The 12,319-nt window shown below is 43.2% G+C and carries 9 protein-coding genes; 3 read left to right on the top strand and 6 right to left on the bottom strand.

Annotated elements, in window-relative coordinates; genetic code table 11:
- Positions 1-92 precede the first annotated feature (92 nt).
- From HMPREF1505_RS08575 to HMPREF1505_RS08555, 5 genes are all read right to left on the bottom strand, one after another.
- Positions 93-2,387, bottom strand: a complete 2,295-nt coding sequence (locus HMPREF1505_RS08575) for a bifunctional (p)ppGpp synthetase/guanosine-3',5'-bis(diphosphate) 3'-pyrophosphohydrolase (protein ID WP_036924624.1) — start codon at positions 2,385-2,387, stop codon at positions 93-95.
- A 42-nt stretch (positions 2,388-2,429) separates the two neighbouring features.
- The gene (locus tag HMPREF1505_RS08570; protein WP_036924621.1) at positions 2,430-3,566 is read right to left on the bottom strand and encodes a lytic transglycosylase domain-containing protein; all 1,137 of its coding nucleotides are present in this window, start codon (positions 3,564-3,566) and stop codon (positions 2,430-2,432) included.
- A 40-nt stretch (positions 3,567-3,606) separates the two neighbouring features.
- Positions 3,607-4,386 carry a DUF5683 domain-containing protein gene (locus HMPREF1505_RS08565; protein ID WP_036924618.1) on the bottom strand — a complete coding sequence of 260 codons (780 nt, stop codon included), beginning with the start codon at positions 4,384-4,386 and terminating at the stop codon, positions 3,607-3,609.
- A gap of 170 nt (positions 4,387-4,556) precedes the next feature.
- Positions 4,557-5,462: a ParB/RepB/Spo0J family partition protein gene (locus HMPREF1505_RS08560; RefSeq protein ID WP_036924615.1), complete on the bottom strand. Its 906-nt coding sequence runs from the start codon at positions 5,460-5,462 to the stop codon at positions 4,557-4,559.
- A 209-nt stretch (positions 5,463-5,671) separates the two neighbouring features.
- Entirely contained in the window at positions 5,672-6,439 is a 768-nt protein-coding gene (locus HMPREF1505_RS08555; RefSeq protein WP_004360806.1) for a ParA family protein, read from the bottom strand.
- 114 nt (positions 6,440-6,553) lie between these two features.
- On the opposite strand from HMPREF1505_RS08555, the gene surE reads away from it, so the two are divergent.
- Positions 6,554-7,327 (top strand): 5'/3'-nucleotidase SurE, encoded by a 774-nt coding sequence (gene surE, locus HMPREF1505_RS08550; protein WP_036924612.1) that lies wholly within the window; start codon positions 6,554-6,556, stop codon positions 7,325-7,327.
- Between the two features lie 12 nt (positions 7,328-7,339).
- A complete protein-coding gene (lpxB, locus tag HMPREF1505_RS08545) occupies positions 7,340-8,539 on the top strand; it encodes a lipid-A-disaccharide synthase (protein ID WP_036924610.1) in 1,200 nt (399 codons plus the stop codon).
- 228 nt (positions 8,540-8,767) lie between these two features.
- Here lpxB and alaS read toward each other — a convergent pair whose 3' ends face one another.
- The gene (alaS, locus tag HMPREF1505_RS08540; RefSeq protein ID WP_036924607.1) at positions 8,768-11,434 is read right to left on the bottom strand and encodes an alanine--tRNA ligase; all 2,667 of its coding nucleotides are present in this window, start codon (positions 11,432-11,434) and stop codon (positions 8,768-8,770) included.
- 177 nt (positions 11,435-11,611) lie between these two features.
- Here alaS and HMPREF1505_RS08535 point away from each other — a divergent pair, with 177 nt between their 5' ends.
- Positions 11,612-11,950: a MerR family transcriptional regulator gene (locus HMPREF1505_RS08535; protein WP_004360810.1), complete on the top strand. Its 339-nt coding sequence runs from the start codon at positions 11,612-11,614 to the stop codon at positions 11,948-11,950.
- Positions 11,951-12,319 lie beyond the last annotated feature (369 nt).

Raw genomic sequence — 12,319 nt, 5'->3', positions numbered from 1 at the left:
AGCTGTGTAATCGTTTTAGTCTTGTTGGGGGCTTTGTCACTCGGTAGATTGGAAGGACGCTTTATCTTGAGGTTAGATAGTTCTTTAGAGGACTAAAGAATCTCTAAGACCTCTTGTACATCCTTAATATTCTTCATATTTTCAACGATAAACTGTACATCCTTGCGGTCGTGGACTTGCATCTCAATCGTTCCGTCAAAGATTCCATTATCGCTGGAAATTGTTATCTTACGGATATTAACACCCAACTGGTCGGAGAGAACATCAGAGATGTCGTGCAGCATACCACTACGGTCAATACCACGAATCTCAATCGTTGCATCGAAGAACAATCGACGGTGCATATCCCATTTGGCATCCAAGATTCTACCACCATAGCTTGCTTTTAGCTTTGCAGCTACTGGACAGGCACGCTTATGAATCTCGATATGGTTTTTATTGTCAATATATCCGAGGACATCATCACCTGGGATAGCATGGCAGCAGTGTGGGAAGAGATAGCGATGTATGTTTTCTTCGTTGATGAAGATAGGCTTCTTTCTGTTGAGTTCTTTGGTTACAACGATTAAGCCTTCAGTACATTCTATGTCCTTAGCCTCTACAGACTCTGTTGTCTTCTTGTCATTCGACTTCAAGAAAGGAACGTATCGACGCCAACCACGTGAGGTAACAGTCTTCTCTGACTTTGACTTCCCACGAAGTTCATTCAAATCAGTGTCGCCAAGGATAACGGTCTTGTCTCCAACGGCAAGGAAAAGGCTGTCATGCTTACGAAGGTCGTGTAGTTCGCAAAGCTTATCTAAGGTAGCAGTTGTCATCTCAAGGTCGTGTGCCTTTAGCCACTTCGACAGCTGCTCTTCACCTGCCTTTTGCAACTCACGGCTCTCACGTCGCAAGATAGCTTGTATCTTTGCCTTAGCCTTCGCTGTAGACACAAAGTTAATCCATGAAGGATTGACGTGTTGCGACATCGAAGTCAGAATCTCTACCTGGTCACCACTTTGGAGTTTGTGGCTCAATGGGACAAGCTTATGATTGACCTTTGCACCGATACAATGGCTACCGAGGAAGGTGTGGATTTGGAAAGCAAAGTCGAGTGCCGTACAACCTGCTGGCATCGTCTTAATCTCTCCCTTTGGTGTAAAGACGAAGATTTCAGAGGCAAAGAGATTGAGTTTAATAGCATCGAGGAAGTCCATAGCATCTGGCTGTGGGTCGTCGAGAATCTCTTTTATCGTACTGAGCCACTCGTTCAATTCGCCCTCATCCTCAGTAATCTCACCGCCATCCTTATATTTCCAATGTGCAGCAAAGCCCTGTTCAGCTAATTCGTTCATGTGTTCAGAACGTATCTGCACCTCAATCCAACGGCCCTTAGCAGACATGAGAGTTACGTGCAATGCCTGATAACCATTAGCCTTAGGATGGTTCACCCAGTCGCGCAGACGGTCAGGATGACTCTTATAAATCTGACTGATAGCCACATAAATTTGGAAACAGTTGTTGATTTCCTCATCAGGTGACTTCGGTTTATAGATGATACGTACGGCAAGGATATCGTATATTTCTTCAAAAGTAACGTGTTTGTTCTGCATCTTATTCCAAATAGAATAAGGACTCTTTACACGTGCTTTAAGTTCATATTCAAAGCCCATCTTGTCAAGTTCGGCACGGATAGGTGCTGTGAATTGTTCAAAGAGGGTGTCACGCTGCGCCTGTGTTGAAGCGAGTTTCTTCTCAATAGAGGCGTATGCGTCAGGATGTTCGTAGCGGAAACTAAGATCTTCCAGTTCTGTCTTAATCTTATTTAGTCCCAATCGGTTTGCAAGTGGTGCATAGATATAGAGCGTTTCACCTGCAATCTTATACTGTTTGCTGGCAGGCTGAGAAGCAAGAGTACGCATGTTATGCAGACGGTCGCATATCTTGATAAGGATAACACGAATGTCGTCGCTCATAGTAAGCAAAAGCTTCTTGAAATTCTCAGCTTGTGCTGAAGCCTGTTCGCCAAAGATACCACCAGAAATCTTGGTTAGTCCGTCAACGATTTGTGCAATCTTAGGACCGAAGATATTTTCCATATCTTCCACTGTATAGTCGGTATCTTCTACGACATCATGTAAAAGGGCTGCACAGATACTCGTTGCTCCGAGTCCCATCTCTTCACAAGCAATTTGGGCAACGGCAATAGGGTGCATGATATAAGGTTCGCCCGAGAGTCGGCGCACACCCTTATGCGCTTGTCGTGCGAAATTGAAAGCCTTGGTAATGATATCAACCTTCTTTCGATGACGTGAAGCGAGATAGGTATCAATGAGATGCTGAAATGCATCATCTACCATCTTCTCATAGTCAATCTCCTTAACTTCAATATTGTCCTTGTCCATTGTGCATCCTCCCTTTATATATAATAAGGTAAAAGAATCTTGTTAGTATGGCATGGTTCCTTGGCTTGTATTAGTAGCCGCGATAGTCATGCTTGGTTCTTCGTTTGGTGTTTGGTTTTGGTAAATCTGATCTTTGTAACCTTTGAACTTCTCAATCATTTCAGAAGGTAGGCGTAGCTTAGCAACACCATTGGTAGCAAAAGCCTTGATTAAACCCTGTCGATACTGTGGGTTAAGTACTTTCAAATCGTCCACATTCATACCTAATACGTTGGCAATCTTGGCAAGTGTAACGTCCTTCTCTATGACAATCGTGTCGCAGCAGTTAGGCAGACCTGTTGACAGAGGTGTGATGTTGTAATCAGCATAGTAGTTCATCACATAATTTGCTGCGATGAAAGCGGGAACATAGCCGCGTGTCTCCTTTGGTAAATGCTGATAGACAGCCCAGAAGTCAGCACCACCACCAGCCTTTGTGATAGCACTGCTAACACGTCCCGGTCCACAGTTATAGGCAGCAAGTGCCAATGTCCAGTCGCCAAATCGTTTGTAAAGGTCGCTCAGCATACGTGCTGCAGCGTAGGAAGACTTCTCTGGGTCGCGGCGTTCATCAATATAACTGTCAATCTGAAGGTCATATTGTTTACCAGTTGTTGCCATGAATTGCCATAGTCCTGCTGCTCCCACACGTGAGGTAGCATTAGGGTTTAAGCCCGACTCTATCACAGGAAGATACTTCAGTTCTAATGGTAAACCATAGAAACGCAGTGCTTCTTCAAAGATAGGGTTGTAATAACGTGCACGTCCCAAGAGGTAAGAAGTTGATTGGCGTCCTGCCTTTGTGTAGCGATCGATATATTTCTTAACTTCCTCATTACAGGTCATTGTCATCACATTCGATAGATTGCGCATCTTACGATCAATGACTTCCATACCGTTTTCTGGCTCTGTTGCATTCGTAGAGGGTGTATTATCAAACCCTGTTTGTATGCCACTATTATAGAACTTATCATCTACATAGTCTACATCAACATATCCTGCCATCGTCTTTGATGCATCAGGAATCATCACATTCACAGCTTTACCACGATTATCAACGACAGTTTGCTGTTGTGCATAGATTCCACAGGTTGCTCCCATTGTAATAAGGAAGGAAACAATATATCTCTTTCTACTCATTATTTCTGATTTAGTTAGCGCAAATACAGTACGCTGCTGCTTAGAATGTCAGACTACATCCAATACCTATTGCCGATGAACGGAAAGGGTTGTTAGGTGTAGCGATACTCTTATTTGATATGACCGTTGGTGCAATATGCAGTGAGAGGTCATCTGATATGTCAAAGTCGGATAAGGAAGCGTCTACGTATGCATCAATAACTGACAAGGCATAAACCGCAATAGTAGTAAAGATACTTAGGTCACGCCATCTGCGGTAGCGATCCTTGCGCTGTTTGAAGATGTTCTTATAACGCTCTTCATTGGCAGAGGTGATAGTAGCTCCGAGGTGTAGGAAGTTATTATAACTCTGCGTTGTTGGGTCATTATCCATGATGTCCATATAAGCCTGCGCATAATCATGGTACATCTGGTTGTTCCATGTCATAGCATAGATACAGCCTACAAAGCCTCCGTAGAAGATTGGTAGTTTCCAGTACTTACGGTTGTAGACCTGTCCAGCACCAGGGATGACGAGTGCAAGCCACAAAGCACGCTTAGGATTAGGGCGCCACTTAGACCAGTCTCGTCCCTGTTTCTTCACCATGCTGATACTATCCTTTCGCAGAACAGAAGTGAGTTTTCCCTCATCATCTGGTGTGAGGATTGCCTTCTCTTCTATATATTTATCCTGCGAACTCGGTATCTCAACGACTGTAGAGTCTCCTGGATACATAACCTTTAACGTGTCATGGGGCAGATCTTGTGCCTGCATGACCGTAACACTGGTGAGCATTCCGGCTATCAACAGTCCTTTGAGGATTCTATTCTTCATCTTCATCACTACCCTTTATCTTGCTTAAGTTACTGGTTTGAAGGTTTGTTACTTATTCTTTGCTTTGTAGTCAGCCATTTGTTGAGGCTTCCTAATGCTTGTGAATCGTCTTTCTAAACCAGAATACTTGCTTATCTTATACTTACTAATACCTTAATCTTTCCGTATGGGAAGTATTACTTCATCTTATCCATCACTTCCATGATGTGAAGTAATTCCTCTTCTGATGCAAACGGAATACTAATCTTACCCTTTCCATCAGCGTTACAACTCATCTGTACCTTCGTATCGAAGAATGATGAGAGTCGCTGCTTGAGGATATTAAACTCCTCTGGAAGGCGAGTTCGAGCAGAAATCTTCTTCTTTGCACTTTGGATATCTTCTCCGTTATTGAGTTGCTGACACAGTTCTTCAACCTTACGAACACTATATCCGTTCTTTAAAATCTCACGATAGAGTTTCAATTGCAGTGAAGGACTATCCAAAGAAAGCAATGCACGGGCATGTCCCATGTCTATTTCTTTCTTTTGCAGACCCATCTGTACCAATGCAGGAAGCTTCAACAAACGAAGGTAGTTAGCAATAGCAGCACGGCTCTTACCCACACGCTCTGCTACACGCTCCTGTGTCATTCCGCTCTTTTCAAGCAGATGTTCGTAAGCCAAAGCAATCTCAATCGCATTCAAGTCCTCACGCTGGATGTTTTCAACCAGCGCCAACTCCATTACATTCTCGTCCTTAATCGTACGGATATAGGCTGGAACAGCTTTCAAGCCTGCCAATTGACTGGCACGCCAACGGCGCTCACCAGCAATAATCTGGAAACGGTTCTCGTCTACCTGACGTAAAGTTATTGGCTGAACGAGTCCTAACTCACGGATACTATTCGCCAACTCTTCCAACGCAACAGGGTCGAATTCTCGACGCGGTTGGTTAGGATTCGCTTCAATCTGGTCTAAGGCAACCTCGTTGATGGTAGAACTTCCTTGTGTACTGACAGCTTCAGTAGATATTAAGGCATCCAGACCACGGCCGAGGGCATTGGTCTTTGCGTTTCGATTATATTTCTTTTGTACAGCCATAGTCTTTGTTTGGGAGTTAATGGAGTTAAGGAGTTTGGTGGAGTTAGCGGTTGTTTTGCCCGATATTACGATGTTCTTCGTTTCCAGTTCTTAGTTTCTTTATTTCCAACAGCTAATATATCTGTGATAAAAACATTAGTTCTACAACCAGAAAACGATATATCCGTGAGTCTCAAAGCATACCTTTACACTCCGTATCTTTCCCTTTTTTATTTCTTATTCTTTTCAATGATTTCCTTTGCAAGGCTAAGATGATTCTTTGCACCCGTAGAGTCAGCATCATAGAGGATAACTGGTAAACCATGACTCGGACTCTCAGAGAGTTTCACGTTACGCTGGATAACAGCCTTGAATACTAACTCTTGGAAGTGGCGCTTCACCTCATCGTAAATCTGACGGGCAAGACGCAGACGACTGTCGTACATCGTCAGCAGGAATCCCTCTATCTCCAACTTCGGATTTAGCTTACTCTTGATAATCTTAATGGTGTTCAACAACTTGCTGATACCCTCCAATGCAAAGTATTCACACTGCACAGGAATGATGACAGAGTCAGCTGCTGTTAATGCATTGACAGTAATCAAACCGAGTGACGGACTACAGTCTATAAGAATGTAATCGTAATCGTCACGGATTGGAGCAAGCAAACTGCTCATAACCTTCTCACGACCATTAAGCTTTAACATCTCTATTTCAGCTCCAACAAGGTCGATATGGCTCGGAACAATGTCCAATCCTTCTATGTCAGTTGTGTAGATAGCGTCTTTTATGTCGGCATGGTCAATGATACATTCGTAAAGCGAACAATCCACCTCTTTGATATCCACGCCCAAACCGCTGGAGGCATTCGCCTGCGGATCGGCATCAATCACCAGTACAGACTTCTCAAGCGTAGCTAAAGAAGCCGCCAAGTTAATGGTGGTAGTCGTCTTTCCAACGCCGCCTTTTTGGTTGGCAAGTGCGATAATCTTTCCCATTTTTCTATTTAATCCTATACATTTATTAGGCTACAAAGATACATATTTTATATGAGATTGCAGGGCTTTATAAACCTTTTTTCGTACTTTTGCACTGAAATCAAAGTGAAATTTATGAATTCTAAGAAACCACTCATACTTATATCTAACGATGATGGATACCACTCTAATGGTATTCGTACGCTCGTTTCATTCCTTACAGATTTTGCAGATGTTGTTGTCTGTGCTCCTGAAGCAGGACGTTCGGGCTTTTCGTGTGCTTTTTCTGTGGTTGATTATCTATTGTTGAAGAAGCGTCATAATATTCCTGACTGTGAGGTGTGGTCATGTACAGGTACGCCTGTCGACTGTGTGAAGTTGGCGTTAGACCAGATTCTTGTTGACCGAAAGCCTGACCTTATTTTGGGAGGTATCAATCATGGAGATAATTCCTCTGTGAATAATCATTACAGTGGTACGATGGGTATAGCGTATGAGGGTTGTATGAAATATATCCCTTCTATCGCTTTTTCAAGTTGTGATTACGATCCAAATGCTGACCTTTCTTACCTACGTGATTATGTAAGACTTATTGTCAAGAAAGTTCTTGCTGATGGTCTGCCAAAAGGTGTCTGCCTAAATGTGAACTTCCCTAAGGTTGAGAAGTTTGCAGGACTGAAGGTGTGCCGTATGGGTTGGGGTAGTTGGACAAGAGAGGTTGAGGTTTACAAGCATCCTCGTGGCTTTGATTATTATTGGATGACAGGACATTATCGCAACGATGAGCCTGATGCAACCGATAATGACCAGTGGGCATTGGCGCATGGATATGTAACTGTTACGCCATCGAAGATTGATGTGACGGATTATGAAGTGATCGACAAGATGAAATCGTGGGAATCTCTTTAATTCTTTGATATTATGAAGTATTACCTGATAGTTGGTGAAGCATCTGGCGACTTACATGCCTCACGCCTTATGCAGTCGTTGATGCAGTATGATCCAGAGGCTGAGTTTCGCTTCTTTGGTGGTGACCTGATGGCGAAAGTGGGCGGTACACGTGTGAAGCATTATCGTGAACTTGCCTATATGGGGTTCGTTCCTGTATTGCTACACCTACCTACCATCTTTAAGAATATGAAGATGTGTAAGGAGGATATTATGCGTTGGAAGCCTGATGCGGTCATCCTCGTTGACTATCCAGGGTTTAATCTTAGTATTGCAAAGTTTGTAAAGAAGAATACCAATATTCCTGTCTATTACTATATCTCCCCAAAGATATGGGCATGGAAGGAGTGGCGTATCAAAGCTATCAAGCGTGATGTAAAAGAAATGTTCTCTATTCTTCCGTTTGAAGTTCCTTTCTATGAGAAGAAACATAATTACAAAATACATTACGTTGGTAACCCTACTGCCGAGGAGGTTGATAATTTCCGTCATGTTTATTCGGAGTCAAAAGACGAGTTCTGTCAGCGTAACGGATTGTCTTCTAAGCCTATCATTGCTCTTCTTGCTGGTAGTCGTAAACAGGAGATAAAGGATAATTTGCCTTCAATGTTGGAGGCTGCACGTCATTTTGAGGATTATCAGATGGTGGTTGCTGCAGCACCTTCTATCACAGAAAGCTATTATAAGAAGTTTTTAGGTGATAGTGAAGCAAAGATGGTAAAGACACAGACTTACGAACTTCTGAGTCATGCTACAGTAGCACTCGTTACCAGTGGTACCGCGACGCTTGAGACAGCTTTGCTGAATGTTCCACAGGTTGTCTGCTACGAGACGCCAGTTCCAAAGTTGATTCGTTTTGCTTTTAAGCATATTATCAAAGTGCGTTTTATCTCTCTTGTCAATCTTATTGCTGATAAAGAAATTGTGCAAGAACTACTTGCCGATCGCTTCTCTATTCGCAACATTGCCAATGAGTTATATCGTATTCTTCCTGGTCAGCCTTCGCGTGAACGTATGTTGGCGGATTACCAGCTTGTTCGTGACCGTTTAGGAAACGAGGTGGCACCAGATAATGCGGCGAGGATTATGGTCGAAAAACTATCGGGTAGGCAGGTTTATGAGCTGTCAAATGAACCTGAAAATGAGTTTGTAAGTGAGCAAACTTATGAATAAGTAGACTGCTTGAAACCATGTGTATTAGTAAAGTTATACATTTGTTTTAGTCAAATAAGCCTATCTATTTCGAATTATTTTCACGAACAAAAAGAATTCTTTTCATGAATAAAAATATTTATTGTCGCGTAAATAATTATTTCTTTTCATGAAAATAATTCGTGATGAATAGATAAATAAAAAATAAGGAGAGCTTTTGGCTCTCCTTATTCTTTGTATCTAATAGCTTTATAAGCTAATTAATTCAATCACTTTATCCACAGCTGATCTGATGCTATCTGCATTCTTACCACCAGCCTGAGCGTAGTGTGGCTGACCACCACCGCCACCCTGGATGAGTTTAGCAGCCTCGCGAATAATCTTACCAGCGTTCAGGTCATAATCTTTCACCATGTCATCACTGAGCATGATTGATAAGAGAGGACGATTCTCGTATACAGAGCCGAGTACGCAAACAAGCTTCTCTGGCAATGCTTCACGTACCTTGAAGACGATGTCCTTGGCAGAAGCTGGGTCGATTGGTAGCACGGTTTTTACGACATGCACGCCATTTACGGTCTCAGCATGCTCAACCATGTTCTTTGCAGCACGGCTAACAGCTTGGGCACGGAAACTCTCAAGCTCCTTCTTAATACTGTCGTTCTCTTCAACAAACTTTGTAAGAACTGCTTTGAGGTCCTTCGCATTGTTGAACATTGATTTCAAATCACGCAAAGTATCTTCAAGAGCGTAGATGGCGTTCTCACAAGTTTCACCTGTCATAGCCTCGATGCGGCGTACACCAGCTGCTACACTGCTCTCGCCAACAATCTTAAAGAAGCCGATACGACCTGTTGATGTGGCATGAATACCACCACAGAACTCACAGCTTGGACCGAAGCGAACAACACGAACCTTGTCGCCATACTTCTCACCGAAGAGGGCTACGGCACCCATCTTCTTTGCCTCCTCCATTGGCGTATCACGATGCTCGTCCATTGGATAATCCTTACGAATCATCTCATTGACAAGCTTCTCTACCTGACGAAGTTCTTCATCAGTAATCTTCTGGAAGTGAGAAACATCGAAGCGGAGGGTGTCAGGACTTACGTATGAACCCTTCTGCTCAGCATGCTCACCGAGAACCTGCTTCAAAGCATAGTCGAGAAGGTGAGTTGCGGTGTGGTTGGCAGCTGAAGCATCACGCTTCTCTGTATCAATACAAGCCATGAAGTCTGCCTCAAGGTTCTTTGGTAATTCCTTAACAATGTGTACGCTCTGATTGTTCTCACGCTTGGTATCGATGACATTAATAGTTTCGTCCTCGCTAACAAGTACACCTTGGTCACCTACCTGACCACCCATCTCACCATAGAAAGGAGTATAGTCGAGTACAAGTTCATAGAAACTGTTCTTCTTCTGAGTCACCTTGCGGTAACGGAGGATATGACACTCATATTCTGTGTAGTCGTAACCAACAAACTCCTGTTCGCCTTCACGCAGTACTTCCCAGTCACCATTCTCTACAGCGGCAGCATTGCGCGCACGTGCTTTCTGCTGTTCCATCTCCTCGTTGAACTGCTTCTCGTCAACGGTATATCCGTTCTCTGCGCAGATAAGTTCGGTGAGGTCAAGTGGGAAACCGTAGGTATCGAAGAGGCGGAAAGCCTCCTTACCATCGAGTTGGGTCTGGCCATGTGCCTTCAGCTCGTCCATAGCACCGTTAAGGAGCATGATACCCTTTTCCAATGTGCGAAGGAATGAGTCTTCCTCTTCCTTCATTACGCGACCAATCAGTTCACGCTGTGCGGTAAGTTCTGGATATGCAGTACCCATCTCACGTACCAACACGTTGAGCAACTTATACATGAACGCTTCCTTCTGACCAAGGAAAGTATAAGCGTAACGAACGGCACGGCGAAGGATTCGACGAATAACGTAACCTGCTTTTGCATTGCTTGGTAACTGACCGTCAGCAATAGAGAAGGCAACAGCACGAAGGTGATCGGCTACAACACGCATAGCAATGTCTACCTTCTGCTCTTCATTGATGCCTTCACCATTATCACCCTCAGGGAAGGTGTGGTTATACTTCTTGCCTGAAATCTTCTCAATCTCTGCAATAACTGGTGCAAAGATATCTGTATCGTAGTTAGAGTTCTTGCCCTGCATGAGACGAACGAGACGTTCAAAGCCCATGCCAGTATCGATAACATGCATCTTCAATGGGTCAAGACTGCCGTCAGCCTTACGATTAAACTGCATGAACACAATATTCCAAATTTCAATAACCTGTGGATGATCCTTGTTTACAAGTTCCTCACCAGGCACCTTTGCCTTCTCTTCCTCTGAACGGAAGTCAATATGAATCTCTGAACAAGGACCACAAGGACCTGTGTCACCCATCTCCCAGAAGTTGTCGTGCTTGTTTCCGTTGACGATATGATTCTTTGGGAAATGCTTCTCCCAGTAGCTTGCTGCCTCATCATCACGTGATATTCCCTCTGCCTTATCACCCTCAAAAACCGTTACATAAAGGTCTTTTGGATCAAGGTGGAGTACGTCTACAAGGTATTCGTAGGCGTAATCAATTGCTCCTTCTTTAAAATAGTCACCGAAACTCCAATTACCTAACATCTCAAACATCGTGTGGTGGCTGAGAGCTGCATCACGACCAACCTCTTCCAAGTCATTGTGCTTACCACTAACACGCAGACATTTCTGTGAGTCAGTGCGGCGGCGAGGCTCTGGATCCTTTGTTCCGAGGATAATATCTTTCCACTGGTTCATACCAGCATTAGTGAACATCAGCGTAGGGTCGTCCTTAATAACCATAGGGGCAGACGGTACGATAACGTGTCCCTTCGACTCGAAGAATTTCAAGTAAGAGTCGCGGATTTCGTTTGCTGTCATCATCTTTATTTTATTTTAATTCAATTTTTCTACCTAAAAGTGTTGCAAAGATACTGACTTTTGAGTATTTTTGCAAACAATTAGGCTGCTGAATACGTAAAAACTTCTTTTAGAGGTGGACATAGTCTTCCTATTCAGACCTAAGATTGTGTAAATAATTGATATAAAAGTTACTAAGACATGGCAGAGAATCCACGCAAACTGTATTATTCTATCAAGGAAGTGGCACAGCAGATTAACGTTACGGAGAGTCTGTTGCGATACTGGGAAACTGAGTTTCCACACCTTCGTCCTAAGACGACGGGTAATCGTGTACGCCAATATACGGAGAAGGACATTGAACAAATCAAGGTTATTTACAACCTTGTCAAGGTGCGTGGCTTTAAGATTGCTGCAGCTCGCAAGATGTTGCAGGAGAACAGAAGTGGTGCTGACAAGAGTCAGAAGGTAATGGAAACCCTTTTCTCTGTGCGCGACCAGCTGAAAGAACTTAAGAAGCAGTTAGACGGTTTAGTATAGACGGCATATCAAGGGGAGATGCCTTCGGAGATATGTCACACCAATTAGCAGTCATAGAGAGGATTTTTGTATTCTTATTTCCCCTATTTTATTTTTGTTTTTATTTGCTGTCATTTTTAACATTTTTGATAAATGGTTTATAATAAGTCACTTACAATGCGGTTTGTTGTGAAAGGAGTGACAGCAAGTTTCAGATCCATGTTTAACGGGCAAGTTCTTTGAACTCAAAGAGTAGATTGAATGTCATTTATGCAATGTTATTAATAATCTGCTCAATATAGATAACAAGCTGAATTTCTTTAATTTGACTAACTTCTACTTTGTGGGGAGCAAGCGTGATAGCAAGAAGGCAAGGTTCGGTAGGTCAAA

It is taken from the genome of Prevotella sp. ICM33 (assembly GCF_000517825.1).
Classification (GTDB): Bacteria; Bacteroidota; Bacteroidia; order Bacteroidales; family Bacteroidaceae; genus Prevotella; species Prevotella melaninogenica.
The sequence above is the reverse complement of the archived record's forward strand: the minus strand, read 5'-3'. Positions and strand labels throughout refer to the sequence as shown.